Annotated in this window: 28 protein-coding genes; 13 read left to right on the top strand and 15 right to left on the bottom strand. The window is 66.3% G+C overall.

Features of this window, described 5'->3' with window-relative positions; translation table 11 throughout:
- Positions 1–8 precede the first annotated feature (8 nt).
- From OJJ21_RS09665 to OJJ21_RS09690, 6 genes are read right to left on the bottom strand one after another with little or no spacing between them, the layout of a single operon-like run.
- Positions 9–482 (bottom strand): nucleoside deaminase, encoded by a 474-nt coding sequence (locus tag OJJ21_RS09665; protein ID WP_297685599.1) that lies wholly within the window; start codon positions 480–482, stop codon positions 9–11.
- A 14-nt stretch (positions 483–496) separates the two neighbouring features.
- Positions 497–850, bottom strand: a complete 354-nt coding sequence (gene uraH, locus OJJ21_RS09670; RefSeq protein ID WP_297685601.1) for a hydroxyisourate hydrolase — start codon at positions 848–850, stop codon at positions 497–499.
- Positions 851–860: 10 nt separating this feature from the next.
- A complete protein-coding gene (gene uraD / locus OJJ21_RS09675; RefSeq protein ID WP_297685603.1) occupies positions 861–1,382 on the bottom strand; it encodes a 2-oxo-4-hydroxy-4-carboxy-5-ureidoimidazoline decarboxylase in 522 nt (173 codons plus the stop codon).
- A 34-nt stretch (positions 1,383–1,416) separates the two neighbouring features.
- The gene (locus tag OJJ21_RS09680; protein ID WP_297685605.1) at positions 1,417–2,700 is read right to left on the bottom strand and encodes a serine hydrolase; all 1,284 of its coding nucleotides are present in this window, start codon (positions 2,698–2,700) and stop codon (positions 1,417–1,419) included.
- Positions 2,700–3,968 (bottom strand): glycerate kinase, encoded by a 1,269-nt coding sequence (locus tag OJJ21_RS09685; protein WP_297685607.1) that lies wholly within the window; start codon positions 3,966–3,968, stop codon positions 2,700–2,702. The genes OJJ21_RS09680 and OJJ21_RS09685 overlap by 1 nt, the downstream gene beginning before the upstream one ends.
- A complete protein-coding gene (locus tag OJJ21_RS09690; RefSeq protein WP_297685609.1) occupies positions 3,965–5,188 on the bottom strand; it encodes an AGE family epimerase/isomerase in 1,224 nt (407 codons plus the stop codon). Before OJJ21_RS09690 ends, OJJ21_RS09685 begins: the two co-directional genes overlap by 4 nt.
- 259 nt (positions 5,189–5,447) lie before the next feature.
- Here OJJ21_RS09690 and OJJ21_RS09695 point away from each other — a divergent pair, with 259 nt between their 5' ends.
- The 3 genes from OJJ21_RS09695 (at position 5,448) to puuE (ending at position 9,150) form a co-directional block, all read left to right on the top strand.
- Positions 5,448–6,683, top strand: coding sequence for an allantoate amidohydrolase (locus OJJ21_RS09695; RefSeq protein WP_297685611.1), 1,236 nt, complete (start codon positions 5,448–5,450; stop codon positions 6,681–6,683).
- A 284-nt stretch (positions 6,684–6,967) separates the two neighbouring features.
- Positions 6,968–8,140: a M20/M25/M40 family metallo-hydrolase gene (locus tag OJJ21_RS09700; protein WP_297685652.1), complete on the top strand. Its 1,173-nt coding sequence runs from the start codon at positions 6,968–6,970 to the stop codon at positions 8,138–8,140.
- 5 nt (positions 8,141–8,145) lie between these two features.
- Complete coding sequence (gene puuE / locus OJJ21_RS09705) at positions 8,146–9,150, top strand: allantoinase PuuE (protein WP_297685614.1); 1,005 nt, start codon at positions 8,146–8,148, stop codon at positions 9,148–9,150.
- A gap of 82 nt (positions 9,151–9,232) precedes the next feature.
- Here the strand turns inward: puuE and OJJ21_RS09710 are convergent, their stop codons facing one another.
- Positions 9,233–9,922, bottom strand: coding sequence for a TetR/AcrR family transcriptional regulator (locus tag OJJ21_RS09710; RefSeq protein ID WP_297685616.1), 690 nt, complete (start codon positions 9,920–9,922; stop codon positions 9,233–9,235).
- A gap of 141 nt (positions 9,923–10,063) precedes the next feature.
- On the opposite strand from OJJ21_RS09710, the gene OJJ21_RS09715 reads away from it, so the two are divergent.
- Positions 10,064–10,774 (top strand): SDR family oxidoreductase, encoded by a 711-nt coding sequence (locus tag OJJ21_RS09715; RefSeq protein WP_297685654.1) that lies wholly within the window; start codon positions 10,064–10,066, stop codon positions 10,772–10,774.
- A gap of 33 nt (positions 10,775–10,807) precedes the next feature.
- Here the strand turns inward: OJJ21_RS09715 and OJJ21_RS09720 are convergent, their stop codons facing one another.
- Positions 10,808–11,632, bottom strand: coding sequence for a GntR family transcriptional regulator (locus OJJ21_RS09720; protein WP_297685618.1), 825 nt, complete (start codon positions 11,630–11,632; stop codon positions 10,808–10,810).
- A 168-nt stretch (positions 11,633–11,800) separates the two neighbouring features.
- On the opposite strand from OJJ21_RS09720, the gene OJJ21_RS09725 reads away from it, so the two are divergent.
- The 4 genes from OJJ21_RS09725 (at position 11,801) to OJJ21_RS09740 (ending at position 14,938) form a co-directional block, all read left to right on the top strand.
- Positions 11,801–12,799 carry an NAD-dependent epimerase/dehydratase family protein gene (locus OJJ21_RS09725; protein ID WP_297685621.1) on the top strand — a complete coding sequence of 333 codons (999 nt, stop codon included), beginning with the start codon at positions 11,801–11,803 and terminating at the stop codon, positions 12,797–12,799.
- 66 nt (positions 12,800–12,865) lie between these two features.
- Positions 12,866–13,153 carry a GIY-YIG nuclease family protein gene (locus tag OJJ21_RS09730; RefSeq protein ID WP_297685623.1) on the top strand — a complete coding sequence of 96 codons (288 nt, stop codon included), beginning with the start codon at positions 12,866–12,868 and terminating at the stop codon, positions 13,151–13,153.
- A gap of 143 nt (positions 13,154–13,296) precedes the next feature.
- On the top strand, positions 13,297–14,517 hold the full coding sequence (locus OJJ21_RS09735; protein WP_297685625.1) for a benzoate/H(+) symporter BenE family transporter: 1,221 nt from the start codon (positions 13,297–13,299) through the stop codon (positions 14,515–14,517).
- A 40-nt stretch (positions 14,518–14,557) separates the two neighbouring features.
- Complete coding sequence (locus OJJ21_RS09740; protein WP_297685627.1) at positions 14,558–14,938, top strand: hypothetical protein; 381 nt, start codon at positions 14,558–14,560, stop codon at positions 14,936–14,938.
- A 4-nt stretch (positions 14,939–14,942) separates the two neighbouring features.
- On the opposite strand, the gene OJJ21_RS09745 is transcribed toward OJJ21_RS09740, so the two are convergent.
- From OJJ21_RS09745 to OJJ21_RS09760, 4 genes are all read right to left on the bottom strand, one after another.
- Positions 14,943–16,007, bottom strand: coding sequence for a fatty acid desaturase (locus tag OJJ21_RS09745; protein ID WP_297685629.1), 1,065 nt, complete (start codon positions 16,005–16,007; stop codon positions 14,943–14,945).
- A gap of 154 nt (positions 16,008–16,161) precedes the next feature.
- Positions 16,162–16,725, bottom strand: coding sequence for a hypothetical protein (locus OJJ21_RS09750; protein WP_297685631.1), 564 nt, complete (start codon positions 16,723–16,725; stop codon positions 16,162–16,164).
- A 123-nt stretch (positions 16,726–16,848) separates the two neighbouring features.
- A complete protein-coding gene (locus tag OJJ21_RS09755; protein ID WP_297685633.1) occupies positions 16,849–17,481 on the bottom strand; it encodes a LysE family translocator in 633 nt (210 codons plus the stop codon).
- Positions 17,482–17,698: 217 nt separating this feature from the next.
- A complete protein-coding gene (locus OJJ21_RS09760) occupies positions 17,699–18,505 on the bottom strand; it encodes an alpha/beta hydrolase (RefSeq protein ID WP_297685635.1) in 807 nt (268 codons plus the stop codon).
- A gap of 144 nt (positions 18,506–18,649) precedes the next feature.
- On the opposite strand from OJJ21_RS09760, the gene OJJ21_RS09765 reads away from it, so the two are divergent.
- Entirely contained in the window at positions 18,650–19,120 is a 471-nt protein-coding gene (locus OJJ21_RS09765; protein WP_297685636.1) for a MarR family transcriptional regulator, read from the top strand.
- An 18-nt stretch (positions 19,121–19,138) separates the two neighbouring features.
- Here OJJ21_RS09765 and OJJ21_RS09770 read toward each other — a convergent pair whose 3' ends face one another.
- Positions 19,139–19,654, bottom strand: a complete 516-nt coding sequence (locus tag OJJ21_RS09770) for a GNAT family N-acetyltransferase (RefSeq protein ID WP_297685638.1) — start codon at positions 19,652–19,654, stop codon at positions 19,139–19,141.
- A 105-nt stretch (positions 19,655–19,759) separates the two neighbouring features.
- Entirely contained in the window at positions 19,760–20,338 is a 579-nt protein-coding gene (locus tag OJJ21_RS09775; RefSeq protein ID WP_297685640.1) for a PRC-barrel domain-containing protein, read from the bottom strand.
- 457 nt (positions 20,339–20,795) lie between these two features.
- Between OJJ21_RS09775 and purB the strand changes: the two genes are divergently transcribed.
- Positions 20,796–22,166 (top strand): adenylosuccinate lyase, encoded by a 1,371-nt coding sequence (gene purB, locus OJJ21_RS09780; protein ID WP_297685642.1) that lies wholly within the window; start codon positions 20,796–20,798, stop codon positions 22,164–22,166.
- A gap of 71 nt (positions 22,167–22,237) precedes the next feature.
- On the top strand, positions 22,238–23,119 hold the full coding sequence (locus tag OJJ21_RS09785; protein ID WP_297685644.1) for a haloalkane dehalogenase: 882 nt from the start codon (positions 22,238–22,240) through the stop codon (positions 23,117–23,119).
- A gap of 5 nt (positions 23,120–23,124) precedes the next feature.
- Here the strand turns inward: OJJ21_RS09785 and OJJ21_RS09790 are convergent, their stop codons facing one another.
- Complete coding sequence (locus OJJ21_RS09790) at positions 23,125–23,577, bottom strand: VOC family protein (RefSeq protein WP_297685646.1); 453 nt, start codon at positions 23,575–23,577, stop codon at positions 23,125–23,127.
- A gap of 83 nt (positions 23,578–23,660) precedes the next feature.
- Here OJJ21_RS09790 and gcvA point away from each other — a divergent pair, with 83 nt between their 5' ends.
- Entirely contained in the window at positions 23,661–24,584 is a 924-nt protein-coding gene (gcvA, locus tag OJJ21_RS09795; RefSeq protein WP_297685648.1) for a transcriptional regulator GcvA, read from the top strand.
- 89 nt (positions 24,585–24,673) lie between these two features.
- On the top strand, positions 24,674–25,381 hold a 708-nt coding region (locus tag OJJ21_RS09800), incomplete at its 3' end, for an EamA family transporter (protein ID WP_297685650.1).

The following is a 25,381-nucleotide window of genomic DNA, read 5'->3' on the forward strand; positions in this document are numbered from 1 at the left end:
AAGTCCGCTCAATACGGCACCTTGTCGGGTTTGGCGTCCCATTCGCGGAACACCTCCAGCGCCTCGTCGCGCAGGATCTGCTCGCAGGCCAGGCTGCGGCGCTCGCGCGGAATGCTGAGCTGGCGATAGAGAAACGCATCGTCGAAATTGATCGCCGCCGCATCGGCCTGCTCGTTGGCGTAATAGACCTTGTCGATGCGCGCCCAGTAGGTAGCGGCCAGGCACATCGGACAGGGTTCGCAGCTGGTGTAGAGCACCGTGCCGCGCAGATCGAAACGCGCCAGCCGTTGGCAGGCATCGCGGATCGCCGTCACCTCGGCATGCGCGGTCGGATCGTTGGTGGAAGTGACCTTGTTCCAGCCCTCGCCCACCACCTTGCCATCCTGCACGATCACCGCGCCGAACGGGCCGCCGGCGCCGGCGCTCATATGGATGCGGCTGAGCGCGATGGCCTGGCGCATGAAGGTGGCATGATCGGTCATCGGACCCTCCGTGGTCAGGAGCCGCGATACGTCGAATAGCTCCAGGGCGAGGCGAGCAGCGGCACATGGTAATGCCCGTCGGCCTCGGCAATACCGAAGCGCAGCGGCACGGTGTCGAGGAAGGCCGGCTGCGGCAGCGCGACGCCGAGGCCGCGGAAATAGTCGCCGATATGAAAGACCAGTTCGTACTGCCCCGGCTTGTAGGCCTCGCCGGCCAGCAACGGCGCATCGGTGCGGCCATCGGCATTGGTGGTGACGGTCTTCACCAGGCGGCGTGCATCGCCATCGAGTGCATAAAGCTCGATGGTGACGCCGGGTGCCGGCTTGCCGTGCATGGTGTCCAGCACATGGGTGCTCAGGCGGGCCATTCGCGTCTCCTCAAGCCTGCAGCAGCGCTTCGAGGCGGATGCGGGCGATCCTGCCCACCTCGGCCAGCGCCGTGGTCAGTTCAATCTCGCGCGGATTGCTCACCCGCGCCTCGAAAGCCTCAAAAATCTGGCTCTTGCTGCGCAGCTTCACCGCGATGATGAAGGGGAAGCCGTGTTTCTCCAGGTAAGCGGCATTGAGCGAAACGATCTTCGCCTTCTCTTCCGCACTCAGCCGCGTCAGGCCGACGCTGTCCTGCTCGCTGGTGGAATGCGCAGTCAGCGTGCCGGCATCGGCTTCCTTGCCGGCCAGCTGCGGATGCGCGCGCAGCAGCGCCAGCTTTTCCTCGGGGCTCGCCGCCCACATCGCCGCCACCATGGCGCCGTGCAGGCTGTCGAGGCTGCCGAACGGCCGCCTTGGCGCCGCGCGCTCCGGCACCCAGGGCGAATGTTCGAAAATGCCGCTCAAGCTGGCGACGAAATCGCCCGCGCTCATGCGGTTCAGATCGGCAAGGGTGCGCATGACATGCTGCATGGAGCCTCCGGCAGTCGGCTTTCTGTATAGCCCATCAGGATCGACGGGGGAAATGCTGGCGCAGGCCGCGCCACAGCGCGGTGGCCTCGGCGCCGCCGGGATCGCGGGCATCGGGCCGCACGGCGGTATGCACCATCACCAGCCGGCGCTGCGGATCGACGAAGATGGTCTGGCCGCGCACGCCGAGCAGCGCGAAGCTGCCGTCGTTGTCGGGGAATATCCAGGTCTGGAAACCATAGCCGAACCAGCGGCCGGTCTGCGTGCCGGTGAAATGGGCGCGCGTCATCTCGCGCAGCCAGTCGGCCGGGACCACCTGCCTGTCACCGACCTTGCCGCCATTGGCCAGCAGCATGCCGAGCCGGGCATAATCGCGCAGCACCGCGTTGAAGTTGGACGAGGTATTCTCCTGCCCGGTGCGGTCGATCACCCAGCTGGCATCGGCCTCGGCGCCGACCGGCTGCCACAGGCGTTCGGAGAGATACTCGGCAATCGGGCGTTTCAGCGCGCCGGTCAGCACCAGCCCCAGCACCTGACTTTCGGCGGAGGCATAATACCAGCGCGCGCCCGGCGCCGCCTCGCGCGTGTTGAACTGCCGCACCGCGCCGGCGCCGCCCTGACCGGCCAGGATGGCACGCGACAGTCTCGCGGCATCGTCGATGCCGTCGTAATCCTCGCGGAACTGCACCCCGGACGACATGGTGAGCAGATGGCGGATCGGCGTGCGGCCGTATTCGCTGCCCTTCAGCGAGGGCACGTATTTTTCCGCCGGATCATCGATCGAGGCGATGGCGCCGTCGGCCACCGCCAGCCCGACGAGAATGGCGCAGATTGTCTTGGCCATCGAGAAGGAGATGAAACGATGCGTCTCGCTGCGGGCATACTGATAGCGCTCGACATGGATGGTATCGCCCACCGCCACCAGCAGGCCGGTGGTGGGGTTGCGCGAAAGATATCCGTCGATGTTGGCGCGCCCGCCGCCCCGCACCGGCGGAATCAGATACTGCACCGCGGGCTCCGCCGCTGCGCGCCGCCAGGGGCTGGGTGTCGCGGCGCGCCGCACCACGCGGGCATTGAAGATTTCATCCATGCGGGAAAAAGCATCGACGCTGTAGGCCGGCTGCCACCAGGCCTGCGGCGTGGCGCGCGGATATTGACCGAGGCCGTTGGTGTAGCGGTCGAGGTCCGGACCGCCGGGATTGACGCGGATGCCCGGCGTGGCGGCGATGGGCGGGGACGCCGGCGCCTTGATGCTGCCGCTGGTGCTGCAGGCCGACAGCAACGAGAGGCCGATGGCGAGCAGGCGGGCGGCGCGGTGCATCACAGCACCAGAATGGCGCGGAAATCGTTGACATTGGTCAGCGTCGGCCCGGTCATCACCAGGCCGCCGGCGGCCTGGAAGAAACCATAGCCGTCATTGTTGGCCAGGCAGGCCTTGACCTCGATGCCCTTCATGGCCGCGCGGGCGATGCTGTCGGGTCGCAGCAGCGCGCCGGCATTGTCCTCGCTGCCGTCGATGCCGTCGGTATCGGCGGCCAGGGCGTAAATACCCTCGGCGCCATCGAGCGCCACCGCGAGCGCGGTGAGGAATTCCACGTTGCGGCCGCCACGGCCCTTGCCGCGCAGCGTCACGGTGGTCTCGCCGCCCGAGAGCAGCACGCAGGGCGCTTTCGCTGGCTGGCCATGGCGCCGCACCTGCCGCGCGATGCCGGCCATCACCATGGCCACCTCGCGCGCCTCGCCCTCGATGGCATCGCCCAGAATCAGCGGGGTGATGCCTGCCTCGATGGCGACTTTCGCCGCCGCCTGCAGCGCCATCTGCGGCGTGGCGATCATCACGGTCCGTGTATTGGCGAAGAGGGCATTGCCGGGCTTGGGCGTCTCATCCTTGCCGGCCTGCAGATGCTTCAGCACCGCCGCCGGCGGCTGAATGCCGTATTTCCCGATCACCGCCAGGGCGTCGGCAAAGCTGGTGGGATCGGGCACCGTGGGACCCGAGGCGATCACCGCCGGATCGTCGCCCGGCACATCGGAGATCAGCAGCGAGACCAGCGGTGCGGGTGCCGCCGCCGCCGCCAGCCGGCCACCCTTGATGGCGGAGAGATGTTTGCGCAGGCAGTTCATCTCGGCGATGTTGGCGCCCGACGACAGCAGGGCGCGGTTGACCGCCTGCTTGTCTTCCAGCGTCAGGCCTTCAGCCGGCAGCGACAGCAGCGCCGAGCCGCCGCCGGAAATCAGGCACAGCACCAGGTCGTCGGGCCCCAGCCCGCGCACCTTCTGCAGGATCAGCGCCGCCGCCTTCTCGCCGGCCGAATCCGGCACCGGATGCGCGGCTTCCACCACGGTGATGCGTTCGCAGGGCACATCATGGCCGTAGCGCGTGACCACCAGGCCATCCAGCGGCGCGTCCGCGGGCCAGTGCCGTTCCACGGCCTGCGCCATGCTGGCGGCGGCCTTGCCGGCGCCAACCACCACGGTCCTGCCTTTCGGCGGTTTGGGCAGATGCGCCGGCACGCAGACCGCCGGATCGGCGGCCTGGCGCGCCGCGGTGAACATCGCCTGCAGGAGAGCGTCGGGTTCGCGTGTCATGGCTGGGCCGCCGGTTTCAGAAACGTGGTGCCGCCGAACAGTTCGGCCACCTGCAATGCCGCCATCGCGACATGATAGGGCGTGGTGGCCGGCAGATAGTCGCTGTCGGGCTGCAGGTCGCGGCGCAGGAATTCATGCCACCCGCCGCCGCCGGTGAAATACCGCGTGGTCATGAAGGCAATCCAGCGTTCCAGCGCGGCATGGGCGCCGGCATCCGCCGTTGCCGCCGCGCGGATGGCGTGCACCTTGATGCATTCGGTCACCGGCCAGATGCGTTTGCGGTCGCTGACCACCTGTCCATCGGTATCGACCTGGTCGTAGATGCCGCCATGCAGGGGATCGACGCCCCGGGCATTGGCCCAGTCGAACAAAGGCGCGGCGATCTGCTTGTATTCCGGCCGCCGGGCGCTCTCGGCATAGTCATGCAGCAGCCAGTACCATTCATAGAGATGGCCGGGCTGCACCAGTTGTCCCCGCTCCTGCTGCGGCCGGCCGGCGGCATCGAAATGCTCCAGCACCTTGGCGCCGTCGGCCGAATGCAGGCGGTCGGTGTACAGCGTCACCAGCTGCGCCGCGTCGCGCAGCACGCTGGCATCGCCGGTTGCGGCATGCAGCGCCAGCCAGGCTTCCAGCAGGTGCATATGCGGATTCTGTTCCAGCGCCGGATCCGGGCTGCTCCAGTCGCGCCGTGCGGCCTGGGCGAACCAGCCCTGCGGCAGAAAGAGATGCCGCTTGACCGCCTCGCCGGTGCGCCGCGCCCAGTCGATGGCCTCGGCTTTGCGGAACACGGATGCATAATGCGACAGCGCGAAGATCGCGAAGGCATGGCCATACAGGTCCTTGCCCGGATCGGCCCCGGGACCAGTACCGGCGCCATTGTCGCCCAGGCTGAAGAACCAGCCGCCATGCTCGGCATCCCAGAAGCGGCCGGTGAGATCGGCATACAGCGCATGCGCCCGTTCGGCGCAGGCGGCATTGCCGGTGACGCGCCAGGCCTGCGCGAAGAAAAACAGCTGCCGCGCCACCGCCATGCTGCGGCGATAACCCAGCGGTGCCGGCGTCAGGTCGGCCTGCAGCCGCTCGATGCTGTGTCCGCCGGCCGCGTTCCAGCCATGCGTCAGCCAGAGCTGCGCCATATCGACGAAGACATAGGACACGAAGCGGCGCGCGGCGGTCCGCTGCGTCTCGGTAAACGGCAGGACGATCGACGGGTCGGTCACACGGCCGGTTCCAGATGGCTGGCGCCCATCACTGGTGCATCCTTTGGCGCATTCCTGTGCATTGCGGCGTCTTCATTGCCATGTCCGGCAGCATATTTCGAGGCATTCCCGGACAAAGAAAGTTCCCCCTGCAATTTTATCCACGACGGTCCCCGGCAGCGTCAACCGCACCTGGCCAAGACGCTTTGCCGGGGCTGAAAGGCGGTGTTATGGTTTGGCAACTGTATACAATCCCCCAGCGTCACGACAGGACCCCGCCATGGCCGCCACCCGCTTCGCCGACCGCATGCTCGCGCAACTCGACGAGCTGGGCCGTATCAGCGAGAGCCCGGATTTCCTGCAGCGCACCTTCCTGATCCCGCAGCACAAACAGGCGCATGAGCGCGCCGCCGCATGGATGCGCGAGGCCGGCATGGAGGTCGAGCACGATTCGGCCGGCAACGTGGTGGGCCGCTATGCCGGCACCGACCCGGCCGCACCGGCCCTGATGACCGGCTCGCATCTCGACACCGTGCGCAATGCCGGCAAATACGACGGCATGCTGGGCGTGATCGCGCCGATTGCCTGCATCGCCGACCTGAACCGGCGTGGCAAGCGCCTGCCGTTTCCCATCGAGGTGGTCGGCTTCGCCAACGAGGAAGGCACCCGCTTCGGGTCGGCCATGACCGGCAGCCGGGCGATTGCCGGCACCTTCGACCCCGCCATGCTGGAAGCCAGGGACAAGCAGGGCGTCAGCATGGGCGAGGCCTACAAGGCCTTCGGCCTCGATCCGGCCAAGGTCGGCTTCTGCGCCCGCAAGCCGGGCAGCATCGCCGCCTTCGTGGAGCTGCATATCGAACAGGGCCCGGTGCTGGAGCAGGAAGGCCTGGCGCTCGGCGTGGTGACGGCGATTTCGGGCGCGCACCGCTTCCGCGTCGAGATCACCGGGTTGGCGGGTCACGCAGGAACGGTGCCGATGGGCCAGCGCCAGGATGCGCTGGTGGCGGCGGCCGAGATCGTGCAGTACATCGAAAAGCGCTGCACCGGCACGCCGACGCTGGTCGGCACCGTCGGCATGCTGGAAGCCCTGCCCGGCGCGATGAATGTGATCCCGGGCAAGGCGGTGTTCTCGATCGACGTGCGCGCCGGCGAGGACGACCTGCGCGATCTCGCCGCTGACGACATCCTGAAGCAGATCAGGGTGGTGTGCGCCGGCCGCAAGCTGGAAGCCAAGATCACCGAGCTTTACAACAGCACGGCGACGCCCTGCCATCCCGCGCTGATGGATGCCGCCGAAGCCGCCATCAAGGCGCAGGGCGTGCCCACCATGCGGCTGCCGTCCGGTGCCGGCCACGATGCCGCGACGCTGGCGCCGCTCTGCCCGATCACGATGATCTTCATGCGCTGCACGCGCGGCATCAGCCACAATCCGCTGGAAGCCGTGCTGCCGGAAGACGTGGAGCTTGCCACCGGCGCGCTGCTGCATTTCATCGAGAATTTCAAACCCGTCCAGTAATCAGGCGCTGTCATGACTGTCGCTGATGATATCGAAGATCTCGTTCGCCGACGGCCGGGCTGGACCGAAAGTGAACTCGCGGCGAAGCTGTTTCCAGACCATCCTTATCAGCAGCGTGTGAATTCAACCTGCCGTCGGCTGGTCCGCGAAGGTCGCCTGCAGCGGCAAGGGCGCGGTGGGCCTGGTGATCCCTTTCGCTACCATCTAGTTCGGAACTCTAAATGACCATCGACAAGGCCGTTACCTCCGCCATCCATGATTTCGTGACATCCGAACAGACCGGCATGGCCGCCATGCTGGCCGGGCTGGTGAAGGTGCCGTCCGACAATCCGCCGGGCGACTGCGCGCCGCATGCGAAACGCGCCACGGAACTGCTCGAAAAGCTCGGCTTCATCGTCGAGCAGCATCCGGTGCCGGCCGATCTGGTGAAGGCCAGCGGCATGATCAGCTGCACCAACCTGATCGTGCGTAAAAAATTCGGAGACGGGCCGGTCGTGGCGATGAATGCCCATGGCGACGTGGTGCCGCCGGGCGAAGGCTGGAGCGTCGATCCCTTTGCCGCCGTGGTGAAGGACGGCGTGATGTACGGTCGCGGCGTGGCGGTGTCGAAATCCGATTTCGTCACCTATGCCTATGCGCTGCTGGCGCTGCAGAAACTCGGCCGGCCGCTGAAGGGCAGTGTCGAACTGCATCTGACCTATGACGAGGAAGTCGGCGGCAGCATCGGGCCGGAATGGATTCTGGCCCAGGGCCTGAGCAAGCCCGACTACGCCTTCTCGGCCGGTTTTGCTTACGCCGTCACCACCGCGCATAATGGCTGCCTGCATCTGGAAGTGACCGTGAACGGCCTGTCGGCCCATGCGGCGCGACCTGACACGGGCCATGACGCGCTGGAAGCCGCCAACCGGATTCTCACCGCGCTCTATGCCTATCGCGACACGCTGGGTGGCATCCATTCCAAGGTGGAAGGCATCACCACGCCGTCTCTCGTCGTCGGCCTGATCAGGGGCGGCATCAACACCAACGTGGTGCCGGATCGCGTGTCTTTCCGGCTCGACCGCCGCATGATCCCGGAAGAAAACCCGGAGCAGGTCGAAACCAATCTGCGCAACCTGATCGCCAGGACCGTCGAGGGCCTGCCCGGCATCACCGCGCAGGTCAACCGCGTGCTGCTGGCCCGCCCCTTCGGCGCCGTGCCCGGGGTGGAAAAGCTGATCGGCATCCTGACCCGCAACGCCAGTGAAGTGATGGGCAGGCCGGTCGGGACCGAAGGCATCCCGCTGTATACCGATGCGCGCCACTATTCGGCGGCCGGCGTGAAGACGGTGCTGTATGGCGCCGGGCCGCGCAACCTGCTGGAAGCCAACGGCCACCGCGCCGACGAGAAGCTGGTGCTGTCCGATCTCTACAAGGCCACCGAGGTGGTTGCCCGCACCCTGTATGAACTGCTGAGCTGAGAGCCATGGCCAAGAAGAAAAGCCCGAAGAAAAAGACTGCCGTCCCGAAGACGAAGATCGACATCGTGGCGCAGGCCCTGAAAAGCGGGGCACTGGGGAAGGCGCCCTATCCGCGCGACCTCTACGGCTACGGCCCCAATCCGCCGGACCCGAAATGGCCGGGCGGCGCCAGGGTCGCGGTCAACTTCGTACTCAACTACGAAGAGGGCGGCGAGCGCAGCATCCTGCATGGCGACAAGGTGTCGGAAACCTACCTGACCGAAATCCCCGGCGGCACGCCGCGCGTGAAGCAGCGCGACCATGCCACCGAGTCGGTCTACGATTACGGCGCCCGCGCCGGCGTGTGGCGCGTGCTGCGCCTGTTCAAGGAGCGCGGCCTCCACTTCACCTCCTGGGCCGTCGGCATGGCGGTGGCGCGCAATCCGGCCGCCGCGCTGGCGATGCATGAACAGGGCCATGAAGTGGCCAGCCATGGCTGGCGCTGGTTCGATTACAACGGCATGTCGATCGCCAAAGAACGCGCCGACATGAAGCTGGCGATCGAGTCGATCCGCCAGGCGACCGGCCAGCGCCCGCTCGGCTGGTATTGCGGCCGCTTCTCGGAGAACACGCTGAAACTGGTCGCCGAAGACGGCGGCTTCGTCTATTCGTCGGATACCTACGACGACGACCTGCCCTACTGGACCACGGTGGGCAAAAAGCCGCAGCTGATCGTCCCCTATACCTTCGACAACAACGACATGAAGTTCGGCCAGCTGCATGGCTTTGCCACCGGCGTCGACTTCTACAACCATGTGAAGGATGCCTTCGACACCCTCTACAAGGAGGGCGGCGACGGCGCGCCGAAGATGATGACCATCGCGCTGCATGCCCGGTTGATCGGCCGGCCCGGCCGCGCCGCCGCGCTGGCCCGCCTGATGGACTACATCCAGGGCCACGACAAGGTGTGGATCGCCAAACGCATCGAGATCGCCGAGCACTGGAAGAAAGTGCATCCGTTCAAAAAGTAGTCCGTCATCCTCGGGCTGGACCCGAGGATCTCTCTCCGTTCTGTCCGAGATGGTCGGGTCAAGCCCGACCATGACGTGGTGGCTACTTCCGCCCCACCATGCCGTCCCAGGCCGCCATCGCCACCTCGACCGAGGCAAGCAGCTGCTGCTTCGTCGCGCCGTCGCGCGCCTGGATCGACATGCCCTGCAGGAACGTCGTGTAGAAGGCGCCGATGGCGGCGGCATCGGCCGTCGCCGGCACATCGCCCTCGGCCTGGCCGCGCCGGATGCGGTCCGCCAATGCGTCCATCGCCGCGCGACGGCTCCTGGTCATCAGCGCGCGCACGCTCTTGTTCTCCGGCGCGCCGACGATGGCCGACAGCACCGCCATGCAGCCCGGCGGGTGGGCCGGATTGACGTAATTGCCGGCATGGAACCGCAGCATGGCGGCAAAACCCTGTTTCGCCGTCCTGCCCTCCCGCAACAGCCGCTGCGGCAAGGCGCCCTCGGTGGTCTTGTAGAATTCCAGCGCCTCCGCGAACAGCGCCTCCTTGCAGGTAAACGCCGCATAGAGGCTCGGCGCGTTGATTCCCATTGCATTGGTCAGGTCGCTGAGCGAGGTGGCCTCATAGCCGCGCAGCCAGAAAACCTGCATGGCCGCCTTCAGCGCCGCATCGCGATCGAAACCGCGCGGCCGCCCACGGGCGACTTTATCGACGGCCTTCGGCGACTTGGACTTTGTGACGCCCCGTTGCTTTGTGCCCTCTCGCTTTGTGATCGTGCGCACGGCCATGACCGTTTCCTGCGATTCCATTCCAATTCTGTAACAACCGATAAATAAAGCGCTTGACCGCGGCCGGCAAGCGAATACCTTGCCGCTCCTATTCTGTATCGATCACTACAAATAAGGAGACTTCCCATGAGCACGACCCCGTTGCAAGGCAAGGCCGCCCTCGTCACCGGCGCCAGCCGCGGCATCGGCGCCGCCATCGCGAAAGCCCTGGCCGCCGCCGGCGCCGATGTGGCGATCACCTACAGCAGTTCGCCCGACAAGGCCGAAGCTGTCGTGAAGGACATCGGCGGCAAAGCCATCGCCATCCGGGCCGACAGCGCCGACCCGAAAGCCGTGCAGGATGCGGTGGCGCGGACGGCGAAGACCTTCGGCCGCCTCGATATCCTGGTCAACAATGCCGGCGTCGCCTATGGCGACGACTCGCTGGAGAACATCGAGCGCATGCTGGCGATCAATACCCGCGCGCCCTATGTGGCCGCGCTCGCCGCCGCGCCGCTGATGACCGAGGGCGGCCGCATCGTCACCATCAGCTCCTGCCTGGGCGAGAAAGTGGGTTTCCCCGGCGTCACGCTCTATTCCATGAGCAAGGCGGCGATGACCGGCATGACGCGCGGTCTGGCCCGCGACCTCGGCCCGCGCGGCATCACGGTGAATGTCGTGCAGCCCGGCCCGATCGATACCGACATGAACCCGGCCGATGGCGAGCATGCCCCTGCCATGACGGCAATGACCGCGCTCGGCCGTTACGGCAAAACCTCGGAGATCGCCGATACGGTGGTGTTCCTTGCCGGCCCGGGCGCCAGCTACATCACCGGCGCCCAGATCACGGTGGATGGCGGCCTCAACGCGTAACCGGCAGAGCGGCCGGGTGCGATGGCCCGGCCGCTATTTCCTCGCGTTGCCGGCCAGCCGGGCGAACACATCCTGCAGGTCGACCGGACGGCGCTTGCCGGCATTGAGATCGAGCCCGTCCTCCAGCCGCTGCAGATGCTCTTCCATGTAGCGCACGGCGCCATCGGCATCATGCGCGGCCAGGCGGTCGAGCAGGATGCCATGCTCCTCGTGGCTGCACATGGCATGACCCGGCATCTCGTAGATCGCCAGGATCAGCGAGGTGCGCGAGATCAGCGCGCGCAGGAACACGCTGAGCGGTTCGTTCTGCATCAGCCTGGCGAGTTCGATGTGGAATTCGCCGGACAGCCGGATGGCGCTGCGCCGGTCGCGCGTTTTTTCCGCCTCATGCTCCTGCGCCACGAAGCGGCGCAGGCTGGCGATCTGCGCCGGCGTGATGCGGCGCGCCAGCGCGGCGGCGATGCCGGTCTCGACCACGCGGCGGGCGGCGAAGACCTCGCGCGCCTCCTGCACGCCCGGCTTGGTCACCGTGGCGCCGCGATTGTGCTGCAGCGTTACCAGGTTGAGATTCTCATGCGCCAGCGCCAGCAGCACCTTGCGGATGCGCGTGCGGCTGACGCCGAAGGCGCGGGCCAGCACATCCTCGGGCAGCTTGGTGCCCGGCATGATGATGTGGTCGACGATGGCGGTGTAGACGCTGTCGTAGATGGTGGCGTCGTCGATGGTGGCCTTGCTCGCCTTGCCGGCTTTGGGCAGGCGCGGCACCGCCATCGCCTCGGCCGCGGTGATCTTGCGGCCGGTCCCCGCCTTGCCGCGTTCGGGCTTGCCGCGTTCCAGTTTAACGGCCGGCTGTGCCATTCCTTGCTCCGCCGGCCGTCGAATCGGCCGGACAATCCTCAGGCCGGATCGTATACGATGACCGGTTTTCCGGTCTATATGCCCGCCCGCCGCGGTCTGGAACTGCCCGCCCCGTCAGGCGTTTTTTTCTGACAGGTTTCAGTATGGCGCATTCCAGGGCGGTGCCTTATGGCCAAATTCCTCGTCACCGGCGGCTGCGGTTTCATCGGCTCGCATCTTGTCGACCAGCTGCTGCGCCAGGGCCACCGCGTGCGGGTGCTCGACGACCTGTCCAGCGGCCGCACCCAGAATCTGGCGCCCGAGGCCGAACTGATCCTCGGCGATGTCGCCGATCCGGCCCTGACGGCGATGGCGATGACCGGCGTCATGGGCTGCTTCCACCTGGCCGCCTGCGACAGCGAAGATGACTGGCTGGCCGCCCACCGCACCAACCACGTCGGCACGCTGACCGTCTTCGCGGCGGCGCGGGCCCGTTCGGTGCCCGTGGTCTATGCCTCTTCGGCGGCGGTCTATGGCGACAGCAGCGATCCGCGGCAGTCGGAAATGTCGGCCACCAAGCCGCTTGATTCTCTGGCCGCCGACAAGCTCGGCTGCGAGCTGCATGGCCGCATCGCCGCCATGACGCATGGCGTGCCGACCGCCGCCCTGCGCTTCTTCGACGTCTACGGGCCGCGCCAGGATACCGGCTCGCCCGGCGCCGGCATCATCCGCACCTTCACCACCTGCGCGCTGGCCGGCCAGCCGATGACGCTGGACGGCGACGGCGAACAGGTGCGCGATTTCATTTTCGTCGCCGACGCGGTGGCGCATCTGACCGCGGCGATGGACCGGCAGCTGGAACGCCAGCGCGACCGCCGGCCGGCCGCCGCCGGCATTTTCAATGTCTGCACCGGGCAGCCGACGCGCTTTCGCGATCTCGCCACGCTGATCGCCCGGCTTTGCGGCCGCCAGCCGCAGTTGCGCATGGTGCCGGCCCGCGACGGCGATATCCGCCGCCTGCTCGGCGATCCCGCCGCGGCGATCCGGCATCTGCGCGTCGCTGCCACCACGCCGCTGGAAGACGGCCTGCGGCTGACGCTGACCCGCCTGCAGCCCGAGCCGCTGCCGGACCCGCATCCGGCCACGCCCTTCGGCGTCCACTGGTCGAGCCGCCTGCTGTCGCAGTAGACGGCGAGTCTGACGCTATCACACCACCGTCATGCCCGGGCATCCATCCCATGCCAGCGTTACGCCATGGCCGGAGGGTGGGTCTACATTGTCACAAACAGGCCGAACGGCACGCTGTATGTCGGCGTGACATCCGATATCGCGCGCCGCGCCTGGGAACATCGCGAAGGTGTGGTTGCCGGCTTCACAAAGACATACGGCCTCAAACATCTGGTTTACGTCGAGCGGCACGAGGATATCCGCATTGCGATCCAGCGTGAAAAAAGCATCAAGCACTGGTCTCGCAATCGAAAGCTGCAGATGATTCATGCTGCCAATCCGGACTGGCGCGACCTGTACGACACACTGGCCTGAAATCGACCTTGCAGTGGCGACAGATGGACCCTCGGCGCAAGGCCGAGGGTGACGATCTTTGTGGTGTTGAAAGGAATGGATGGCCGGCACAAGGCCGGCCATGATGGTAGAGTTTGCGGCAGAGCCGCGCATAATATCCGGCCATGTCCTCCATCTCCGCCTCCCCCGTTCCGTCCGCCTCCCCCACGCCGGCCCCGATAACGCCGGCCGTGGCCGCCGGCCTGCTGTCGGCCTTCGTCGGTTTCGCCTCGTCTTTCGCGGTGATCCTGCAGGGACTCATTGCCGTCGGCGCCAGCCAGGCGCAGGCCGCCTCCGGCCTGATGGCGCTCAGCATCGCCATGGGGCTCTGCGCCATCATCCTCAGCCTGAAGACCCGCATGCCGATCAGCATCGCCTGGTCGACGCCGGGCGGCGCGCTGCTCGCGGCCTCCGCCGGACATGAGATCGCCGGCGGCTTTGCCGGCGCGGTCGGCGCCTTCATCCTCTGCGGCCTGCTGCTGACACTGGCCGGCCTGTGGAAACCGCTCGGCCGCGCGGTCGCCGCGATTCCGCCGGCGCTGGCCAATGCCATGCTGGCCGGCATCCTGCTCGGCCTGTGCCTGGCGCCGGTGAAGGCGGTGGCGGCGCTGCCGGTGGCGGGACTCAGCATCTTGATCGTCTGGGCCCTGGTGGCGAAGTGGAAGCGGCTCTGGGCGATGCCGGCCGCCGTGCTGGTCACCTTCGGCTTCATCCTCGCCGGCGGCGAGCTGCAGGGCCTGGCGCTCGGCGCACTCTGGCCGCAGCCGGTTCCGGTGCTGCCGGTCTTCTCGCCCGGCGCCCTGCTCGGCATCGCGCTGCCGCTGTTCATCGTCACCATGGCCTCGCAGAACATCCCCGGCATCGCCGTGCTGCAGGCCAATGGCTACCGCCCCGATCCGGCGCCGCTGTTCCGCACTACGGGAATCTTCAGCCTGCTCGGCGCGCCCTTCGGCGGCCATGCGGTCAATCTCGCCGCCATCACCGCCGCGATCTGCGCCGGACCCGAAGCGCATCCCGATCCGGCGCGGCGCTGGATCGCCGCCGTGGTCGCCGGGCTGGGCTATATCGTCTTCGGCCTGCTGGCGGGCGCCGCCACCGCGGTGTTCAGCGCCGCGCCGCCGGTGCTGATCCAGGCCGTCGCCGGCCTCGCTTTGCTCGGCGCCTTCGCCAATGCGCTGGTAACAGCCCTGTCTGACCCGCAGAGCCGCGAGGCCGCCGCCATCACCTTCATCGTCGCGGCCAGCGGCCTGACCCTGTTCGGTATCGGCGGCGCCTTCTGGGGCCTGATTGCCGGCGGCGCCATCCTGGCGCTGACACGCTGGACGGGCTTCAAGCGCGGAACCTGAACCGCTGCGGCGGGTTTCTCCTACACCAGGAGGACCCGTCATGGCCGAACAGCCGAAACCGAAAAATCCCGAAGACAAAACGCCCGTGGGCGATCCGCCGAACAAGGACAAGCCGCGCATCACCCAACGAATCTTTCCGGCGCAGCAATATACACTGGAACCCGGCGATCATGGCCGCGGCACCGGGTCCGCGCATACCGAACCGCTGGTGAAGGCTGCGCCGGCACAGCAGCCATACGGCCGCGGCACCTATGGCAACGACCAGTTCAATGCCGAGCATCACGACGATTTCGTCAATGACCGCGCACTGCCCGAAGGCCTGTGCGATCCGCAGGAGCATGTCCAGGGCGCGCCGCTGCGCCCGACCCTGAAGCCGAAAGAAAAGCGCTACGGTCGCCTCGGCGACGAGGGCAAGGGCTAGAACTTCAGCCCCGCATCATGACCTGGCGGAAGCCGACCATGCGGCCGGCCTCTTCATCCCACAGCGCCAGGCGGGCGCCGCGCAGCGCCTGCCACAGGCTGAGGCCCGGCATCTGCTGCAGTTCCGGCAGCGCCTCATGGCAGGCCTGCAGCCGGTAATTCGGCACCTGCGCGTTCAGGTGATGCACATGGTGATAGCCGATATTGCCGGTGAACCATTGCAGCAGGCGCGGCAGCCGCAGATATGAACTGCCCTCCAGCGCCGCCGTCACCGCACGCCAGTCGGTCTGTCGCGTCCACAGCGTGGTCTCGAAACGGTGCTGCACCGAAAACAGCCAGACGCCGATGGTGGCGGCGATCACCATCACCGGCAGCTGCACCAGCAGCATGGCGCGGAAGCCGAGCGTGAAGCCCAGGCCGAGCACCAGCGCCAGCAGCGCCAGGTTGGTGAGATGCACTGACAGCCGTTCGGCGCGCCAGGCGCGCGGCGTGTCGAAGGGCAGGCGGTAGAGCAGCAGGAAAATCACCGGCGGCAGGATCAGCAGCGCCACCACCGGATGGCACAGGATGCGATAGCGCAGCCGGCCGAAGCGGCTCATGGCGCGGTATTCGGCCACGGTCAGGCAGCTCGAATACATATCCACGCCGCCCTCCCGGCGGTCCAGGTTGTTCCAGGCGGCATGATGGCCAGCATGCTGGCGCCGCCAGTTGGCAAACGGCGTCGCGGTGAACAGGCTGCAGATCCAGCCCAGCCATTCGTTGGCGCGGCGCGAGCGGAAGAAGGAGCCATGTCCGCAATCGTGCTGGATGATGAAAATGCGCACGACGAAACCGGCGGCCAGCACCGCCGGCGGCAGGATCGCCCAGAACGGCAGGCCGAGCGCGAGCCCGACATACATCGCCGCGCAGAGCGCGAGGAAGGGCAGGAAGCTGGTGGCGATCTGCCACAGCGAGCGGCGGAGCAGCGGCCCCTGATAGCCGGCGACGGCCTGGCGCAGGTTGGCGGCGGGCGGCGCGGCGGCGCGCGCGAAGGATGACCGATCCCCGGCAGCCTGCGGGGCGGTTGGCATGGACTGGTCCGACACGGGACCTCGCTTTCGACAGGAGCAAGAATGCCGTTATCTTACTGCGAAAGCGGAAGAAACACGAATCGCCCAGTGTTTACGCGGTTTTCAGCCAATGCCGCAACGACAGCGGCAAACCCGGCAAGGGCTGGGAGTCGTTTTACTCCGGCTTGCCGCCCCGGCTTCTTGCGAGGATGGCCTGCACCTGCTGCCACAATTCACGCGTGCCGATCCCGCCGAGCTGCTGGGCGCGTTTGTAGGCTTCATCGGCGCCGAGACCGGATTGCTGCAGGTTGCCAAGGACCCGCTCGAGCGTCGCATTGCCGAAATCCCCGGCAGAGACCGTCATGCGTTTCGCGTAGAGATCCGGCCGCTGGTCCTGCAGGCCCTGCACCCACTGCGCGAGTGCGATATCGATCGCAACGCACATGTCGAGCGCGGCGTGATAGCGCGGCATACCCTTGATCTTGTCGTAGCAGCCTGTCGCCGCCTCGATCGCCCAGTTGAGTCCGGTATCCGGCACCACCAGCCCGCCGGCAAACGGGATCATGACGGCACGGACATTGGTTTCCACATCGACGGTGTCTGCAGCCAGCGCATCCTGGAAGCGCTCGCTCTCGCCGGTTGCCCGCGCCGGCAGGCTGTCGAGGCAGAGCGCGGCCAGCAGCGGCACGATCCACAACACGCGGAAAGCTGGCCCGGATGCAGCAGGACAAAGATGCATGGGAACTCCGGATCGAGGCGGAGAGACTGCATTTTTTTAGCATATCCGCCGGCGGCGGCTGTAGCGGATTTTGCGACCGCTCACCGCGTCACGGTATGGTGACTGCGCGGTTATGCGCCACGGTCAGCGCCGCGCCTCCAGCGCCATGCGCACGGCGAGACCGGCCAGCACGGTGCCCATCAGCCAGCGCTGCATGAGAAGCCAGAGCGGCCGGCCGGCGAGGAAACCGGCGATGCTGCCGGCCGTCAGCGCGATCAGGCAGTTCACGCTGACGCTGATGACGATCTGGATGAAACCGAGCGTGATCGACTGGCCCAGCACATTGCCCTGCTCCGGAGTGAGAAACTGCGGCAGCAGCGACAGATACAGCATGGCGATCTTGGGATTGAGCAGATTGGTGACCAGCCCCATGACGAACAGCTTGCGCGGACTGTCCTGCGGCAGCTGTTTCACCTGAAACGGCGAACGGCCGCCGGGCCTGATCGCCTGCCAGGCGAGAAACAGCAGATAGGCGGCGCCGCCGTAGCACAGGGCCTCGTAGGCATAGGGCACCACCAGCAGCAAAGCGGTGATGCCGAAGGCGGCGGCCAGCATGTAGAAAACGAAGCCGAGCGCCACGCCGCCGAGCGAGATGATGCCGGCCATGCGGCCCTGGCAGATCGAGCGCGAGATCAGGTAGATCATATTCGGGCCGGGCGTCAGCACCATGCCGAAGGACACGGCGGCGAAGGCCAGCAGGTTTGCGGTGGTGGGCATGGGGGATGGCTCCGATGTTTTTTGCCATCCTAGCCAGCACAGCATCCGGCTTCATCCACGGAATTGTCGGGCAACAATCAAAAAGCCCCTCACCCTCCCGCCGCTCACGCGTCGGGCCCCTCCCTCTCCCATTTCATGGGAGAGGGACACAGATCGCCCCCTCTCCCATGAAATGGGAGAGGGTTGGGGTGAGGGTGCTTCCGTCGCGCACCACCCCTTAACGCACGGCGGGTACGGCATCCTTGGCCGCCCGGTCGATCACGTCGGCGACCACCTTCGGCTGCGTCATGAAGACCGCATGGCTGGCGGGCACTTCCGTCACCTTCGCGTTGATGCGCCTGGCCATGTGCTGCAGCATTTTCTGGTCGAAGGCCTTGTCGTCGGTGGCGATTACCGCCCAGCTCGGCTTTGTGCGCCAGGCGGCATTCGTCAGCTTGGTGCCGAAGGCTGACATGGCGATCGGCACCTGCGAGTCACGCATGAAGGCGGCATCCGCATCGCTGGTATCAGCCGCGAAGCCGGCCTTGAACTGTTGCGGCTTCACATAGCCATAGCCGTCGCTGTGCACGTCGAGCACGAATTCGGGCGGCGTGGTGAAGCCTTCATACTGCTGCGCCGTGGTTTCGCCGGCATCGGGCGAAAGGGCAGAGACATAGACCAGGCCGGCGACCTTCGGATCGATGCCGGCTTCGGTGATCACGGTGCCGCCCCAGGAATGACCGACCAGGATGGACGGGCCGTTCTGGCGCGCCAGCGCGCGCCGCGTGGCGGCGACATCATCGGCCAGCGAGGTCAGCGGATTCTGCACGATGGTGACGCGGTAGCCGCGCGCGGTCAGGTCGTCGTAGACGCCGCGCCAGCCCGAACCATCGGCGAAGGCGCCGTGCACCAGCACGACATTTTTAACGGCCTGCGTGTCGGGGATGCGGTCGGCGGCATGGGCGCCTATGGCGGTGACAGTGGCGCTGGCCATGCCGATCGAGACGATGGCAGCACTCAGAATATGACGGGTCTTCGCGGACATGGCTTTCATCCTTCTGCAATTGCGATAACTATTATCGCAATAACTATTGTTTAGCCTTATCCCGATATGTCCGTCAAGCATAATTTTTATCGCGATATCTGTTTTTGCGATTATAATAGCGGTATAAAGGCGAAGGAGCCTGCCATGAACGAGAAAAAACCCAGCAATCCTGCCCCCTTGGACGATCAGCTCTGCTACGCCATCTATTCGGCGGGCATGGCCATCCAGCGGGTCTACAAGCCCCTGCTCGACCGGCTCGGCCTGACCTATCCGCAGTATCTCGTGCTCAATGTGCTGTGGCGCGAGGACGGGCAGACCGTCGGCGCCATCGCCGAAAAGCTGGCGCTGGAATCGAGCACCCTGACGCCCCTGCTGAAGCGGCTGGAAGCCGCCGGTCTGCTGCAGCGGACGCGAAACCCGGAAAACGAGCGCCAGGTCGTCATCGCGCTGACCGATCGGGGGCGCGCGATCAGGTCCGAGGCCGGCTGCCTGAACGAAGCTCTGCTGGCAGCATCCAGACAGCCTCTCGCAGACCTGGGCAACCTGAACCGGGATGTCCGGCAGCTTCGCGACACGCTCTATGCCAGTATCGGCAGCTGGACCACGCCGACCTGACCGGCAGGCGCAAAACGATCAGGGATTAACCACCCGCTCCAGGATGCTGAGCTGCGCCGGGCCGATCTCCGTATCGATCACCTGCCAGCCGCGCTTTTCATAAAAGCCCTGCACGGCGGGGCGTGCCGAGAGATAGAGCCGTGCGATGCCGAGCGCGGCGGCGCGGCGTTCGATCTCGGCCACCAGCGCGGCGCCAAGGCCGGCCTTGCGACGGTCCGGCGCCACCCACAGCGCCGCCAGCCAGGGCGCGAGGTCGGAGCGTTCCGGTTCGTCGCAGGCGATCAGCGAGGCGGTTCCGCAGAAAACGCCATCGCGTTCCGCCGCCAGGGTGAAGGGCAGATCACCCGGCACCAGATGCTTGCGAAAGCCAGCCTGCAGATCGGAAAGCGCACTGCCCTTATGCTGCCAGAAGGTCGCCCAGATGGCGGTCGCCACCGCATCGAGCAGGTCGGGCCGGTCACGCAGGTCATGGATGGTGCAGATCATCGTGCCGGAATAATGCCTGGCGCCCGCTGCGGCAACAGCGCTAGGCACAGACAAGCATGAAGCGCGATCTGGCCGGCATAAACGAAAATGGGCGGCCCGGATGGACCGCCCGCTCGCTGACCGGCCGGGGCCGGTCTCTCGGATACGCCGTCCCTAGTTGGTCCAGACGCCGCTGTCGCTGAACAGCTTGCCGCGGAAGGATTTGTCGGAATACTGGTATTCCGGCATCGCCTTGAGCTGGTCCTTGGTCAGCGTGGTGCGCACGCTGTCGCCGCCATCGGCGACGGTCAGCGCATTCCAGCCGACCGAGACATTGCGTTCGCCAAGGCCGAGAAATCCGCCGACGCCGACGATGACCGACTGCACCTTGCCGTCCTTGTCGACATAGACCGACTCGACCTCGCCGATGGTCTCGCCATTGGCATTCTTCAGGTCGGAGCCGAGCAGTTCCTTGGCATCGACGCTGGCGGTCATGGACGTTGCCGGGCCCGTCGTGGTGGTGCCCGTCGTCGTCCCGGCCGACGTACCGGCCGACGTACCGTTCTGGCCGTTCTGGCTGCCGGTGGCGGCGGAACCCGGCGTTGCCGCCGTATTGGGCCCCGGCACCGTCGGGCTCGACTGCGTGGTCGCGGGATTGGCATCCTGCTTCTTCATGTCATCGGCCGCCAGGGCGGTCCCGCTCAGGGCCAGGCCGGCTATGGCCGTCGTAATCGCAAGATATCGCGCTCGCATTGAAATCTCCTTTTGAATGGGTTGAACGAATGGGTTGAACACCCGCCTGGGCGGCTGCCTGCGGAGCCGCGCGGCCAGGCAGATGTCGAACCCGCTGCACAGCGCCGATGTTCCGATTTTTCCGAGATCGCCTGAGGCGCCAGCGGTCCTCTTGATTTCGACCGTATGTTCCCTATATGTACTCATCTCGGGTTGTGCCCGACCGCAGCCTGGACAAGGAGAAAGCGAATAAAACGGAATAAGCCTCGCATAAGCCGGCATAAGCCCGCGATAAGTGGAAATAGACCCGCACTAAGCCGGCTTAAGCCCCGCGTCAGCTGCGGATAGCGCCCGATAAGCCAAGATAAAACTGCGGCAAAGCGCATTCTTGATCGGCCGCGCCGAAGGGGCTACACCAGCCGCGCTTTCTCCTGTTCGGCCGAGTCTGCCGACTTTCCCTTTCGCATCCGAGGCTTCGATGATCCCGCGCTATACCCGTCCTGAAATGGCCGCCATCTGGGAACCGGAGCAGCGCTTCCGCATCTGGTTCGAGATCGAGGCGCATGCCTGCGATGCCCAGGCCCAGCTCGGCGTGATCCCGAAAGCCGCCGCGAAAGAGGTGTGGAAGAAGGGCAAATGGGACATCGCCCGCATCGATGCGATCGAGCGCGAGACCAAGCATGACGTCATCGCCTTCCTGACCAATCTTGCCGAATATGTCGGCCCGGCCGCGCGCTTCGTGCACCAGGGCATGACCTCGTCGGATGTGCTGGATACCTGCCTGAATGTGCAGCTGGTGCGCGCCGCCGATCTGCTGATTGCCGGCACCGACCGCGTGCTGGCCGCGCTGAAAGAGCGCGCCTTCGAATTCAAGCTGCTGCCCACCATCGGCCGCAGTCACGGCATCCATGCCGAGCCGACCACCTTCGGGCTGAAGCTCGCCGGCTTCCATGCCGAATTCCAGCGCGCCCGCCGCCGCCTGGTCGCCGCGCGCGAGGAAGTCGCCACCTGCGCGATTTCCGGCGCGGTGGGCACCTTCGCCAATGTCGATCCTTTTGTTGAGGAATGGGTGGCGAAGAAGCTCGGCCTGCAGCCCGAGACCGTCTCGACCCAGGTGATCCCGCGCGACCGCCATGCCGCCTATTTCGCGCATCTCGCCGTGGTGGCCTCGTCGGTCGAGCGGCTCGCCACCGAGATTCGCCATCTGCAGCGCTCCGAAGTCATGGAAGCCGAAGAGTTCTTCTCGCCCGGCCAGAAGGGCAGCTCGGCGATGCCGCACAAGCGCAACCCGGTGCTGACCGAGAACCTGACCGGTCTCGCTCGTCTGGTGCGGTCGGCGGTGATCCCGGCACTGGAAAATGTCGCGCTGTGGCATGAACGCGACATCAGCCATTCCTCGGTCGAGCGCGGCATCGGCCCGGACGCCACCATCCATCTCGATTTCGCGCTGCATCGCCTCGCCGGCGTGATCGAGAAGCTGGTGGTCTATCCCGACAACATGATGAAGAATCTCGACCGCTTCGGCGGCCTGGTGCATTCGCAGCGCATCCTGCTGGCGCTGACCCAGGCGGGCCTGTCGCGCGAGGACAGCTATCGCCTGGTGCAGAAGCATGCCCTGAAGATCTGGCAGCAGGGCGGCGATTTCCTGCAGGCGCTGCTGGCCGAGAAGGAAGTCACGGCGAAACTGAAGCCGGCGCAGCTGACCGCGCTGTTCGACCTCGGCTACCACCTCAAGCATGTCGACACCATCTTCGCCCGCGTCTTCGGCAAGGAAGGCGTCACGCCCGGGATCAGGAAGAAGGCCAAAAAGGCTGTAGCTAAGAAGAAGGCGGCCAAAAAGAAGCGCTGAGCCTACGTCGGGATTGATCCCGGCGGCCCAGTCGTGACAGCCTCTCCCCATAACAACGGGAGAGAGACGCCATGATCGAGGCCCTGCGCACGCCGGACGAGCGGTTCGACAATCTGCCCGGCTACAGCTTCCGGCCCCACTATCTGACCCAGGCCAACGGCCTGCGCATGCATTACCTCGACGAGGGCAAGCATGCCGGCAGGACCTTCCTCTGCCTGCATGGCCAGCCGACCTGGAGCTATCTCTACCGCAAGATGATCCCGGTCTTCACCGCGGCGGGCCATCGCGTGGTGGCGCCCGACCTGTTCGGCTTCGGCAAATCCGACAAGCCGCGCGACGACAGCGTCTATACCTTCGATTTCCACCGCGACAGCCTGATCGCGCTGATCCGCGCGCTCGACCTGCATGACATCGTGCTGGTCTGCCAGGACTGGGGCGGCCTGCTCGGCCTCACCATCCCGATGAAGATGCCCGAACGTTTCAGCGGCCTGCTGGTGATGAACACCGCGCTCGGCACCGGCGATGCGCCGCTGACGCAAGGGTTTCTCGACTGGCGGGCCTGGAACAACAAGAACCCGGACATGGCAGTGGCCAAGCTGATGCAGCGCAGCTGCCCGCATCTGAGCGCTGAAGAAGCCGCCGCCTATGAAGCGCCCTATCCCGACCAGGACTACAAGGGCGGCGTGCGGCGCTTCCCCAACCTGGTGCCGGATGCCCCCGACGCGCCGGGTGCCGCGACCTCGCAGCGCGCCCGCGACTTCTGGAAAAACGACTGGACCGGCACGACCATGATGGCGATCGGCATGACCGATCCGGTGCTGGGTCCGCCGGTGATGCAACATCTGCGCAAGCAGATAAAGAACTGCCCGGCGCCGCTGGAATTAGCAGACGCCGGGCATTTCGTGCAGGAATGGGGCGAACGCGTCGCGACCGAAGCGCTCGCCAGGTTCTGAAGGCCTTACTTCGCAAAAATTGCGGAGTCGTTGGCAAACGCCTTGAATTCGAGCGCGTTGCCCGAGGGATCGAGGAAGAACATGGTGTGCTGCTCGCCCACTTCGCCCTCGAAGCGTACATAGGGCTCGATGATGAATTCGGTGCCCACCGCGATCAGCTTCTCGGCCAGCGCCTTCCAGGCCGGGATGGTCAGGATGACGCCGAAATGCTTCGCCGGCACCTGATGGTCGTCGACCGAGCTATAGGCCTTGATGGTGCATTCTTCCGGCGCCAGGTGCGCCACCAGCTGATGACCGAAGAAATCGAAGTCGACCCAGTGTTCGGCCGAACGGCCCTCCGCGCAGCCGAGCAGCTCGCCGTAGAATTTGCGCGTGACGGCGATGTCCTTCACCGGGAAGGCGAGATGGAAGGGGCGGATCGCCTTGGCGGCAGTCGCGACCGGGGTCAGGGCATTCATGAGGTAACCTCGTGCTGGGGGGCTTAAACGCGAGCGGATATTATCGACTGGTGCTGGCCCGACAACCGATTTAAACTCGTGCCATGATGAGTTTTTCTCATAGTGAGGCGGCCCGGTTTGCAGGCAGCCTGCCTTCGCTGAATGCATTGCGCGCCTTCGCCGTGGCCGGCCGGCATCTAAGCTTCACCCGCGCCGCCGAGGAGTTGCATGTCACCCAGGGCGCGGTCAGCCGGCTGGTCAAGCAGCTGGAGGCCGATCTGGGTGTGAGCCTGTTCCGCCGCGGCGCGCGCGGACTGGAACTGACCGAAGCCGGCGCCGCCTATCTGCCGCCGCTGACCGAGGCCTTCGAGCGCCTGCAGGCCGCCACCAGACTGGTGATGCGCGGCGCCCGGCCCGCCAATCGCCTGGCGATCACCATGCTGCCGACCTTTGCGATGCGCTGGTTCATGCCGCGGCTGGCCGATTTCCATCGCCTCAATCCCGATATCTCGGTCGATGTCACCAGTGCCGACCGGCCGGTGGATTTCGCCGCTGAGCCGGTCGATGTGGGGATCCAATACGGACCGCCATCGGACTCGGGCGACTGGCCGGCCGAACTGGCGGCGGAATTCCTGTTCCCGGAAACCGTCGCGCTGGTGGCCAGCCCGGCGCTGCTGATGGCCAAGCCGCTGCGTCGGGTCGAGGATGTGAAGCGCCACACGCTGCTGACCCACTCCACCCGGCCCGATGGCTGGGCCGAGTGGTTTGCGGCGGCCGGACTGAAGGGCCATGTCGCGCGCGGGCCGGCGTTCGAGCATTTCTTCATGTCGATCGAGGCGGCGGTGAACGGGATCGGGCTGGCGCTGGTGCCCGACTTTTTCGTGGCCCAGGAACTGCGCGACGGTCGCCTGGTGGAGCCCCTGCCCGATCACCGGCTGCAACGGCGCGGCGGCTATTACCTGCTGTATCTGAAAGACCGCGAGCGCGACCCGGCGATCCGCGCCTTCCGCAACTGGCTGTTCAGCTGACGATTCAGGCAGACTGTGACCGTAGACATGGCGACCGGATGCGATATATCGCCTGCTGCTTCCCTGTTCGTCTCGCAATCACAAAAAACATGCTCGCCGCCCTGCGCCAGTCGCGCTCCTATCCCCTGCTGCTGCTGATCGCCACCGGCCTCGCGCTCGGTGCCGCACCGCCCTTTGCCCGCATCGCGGCGCAGAGCGGCATTCCGATGATCGGTTTTGCCTTCTGGCAGAATCTGGTTGGCGGCCTGCTCCTGCTGCTGCTCGCCAGCCTGAACGGGGTGCGGCCGTCCTTGCGGCATCTGCGCTTCTACGCCATCAGCGGCCTGATCACCCTGGCGCTGCCCAGCGTGCTGATCTTCCTGGCGGTCGCGCGCATCGGTGCCGGCCTGCCCAGCATCGCCTATGCCTTCCCCGCCATGCTGACCTATGCCATCGCACTCGGCCTGCGCATGGAAAAGCTGGTCTGGATGCGCGCCGCCGGCATCGGCCTTGGCCTGATCGGCATCCTGATGATTCTCGGCCCGCGTTCCGGCCCGGTCGGCGATGCCGACCTGCCGTGGATGCTGCTCGCTTTCGTCGCGCCGGTGTCGCTGGCGCTGGGCAACATCTATCGCACCCGCGCCTGGCCCAAAGATGCCGCGCCGCTGGCGCTGGCCGCCGGCACGCTGCTGGGCGCCGCCTTCTGGCTGCTGCTCGCCGGCCTGGCCTTCGGCAGTGTCCATCTGCCATCCATCGCCGCGGCGTCATCCGACTGGGTGCTGGCCGCCGCCGGATTTTTCGCCTGCCTCAGCTTCATT

The organism is Ferrovibrio sp., assembly GCF_025869515.1.
GTDB lineage: Bacteria > Pseudomonadota > Alphaproteobacteria > Ferrovibrionales > Ferrovibrionaceae > Ferrovibrio.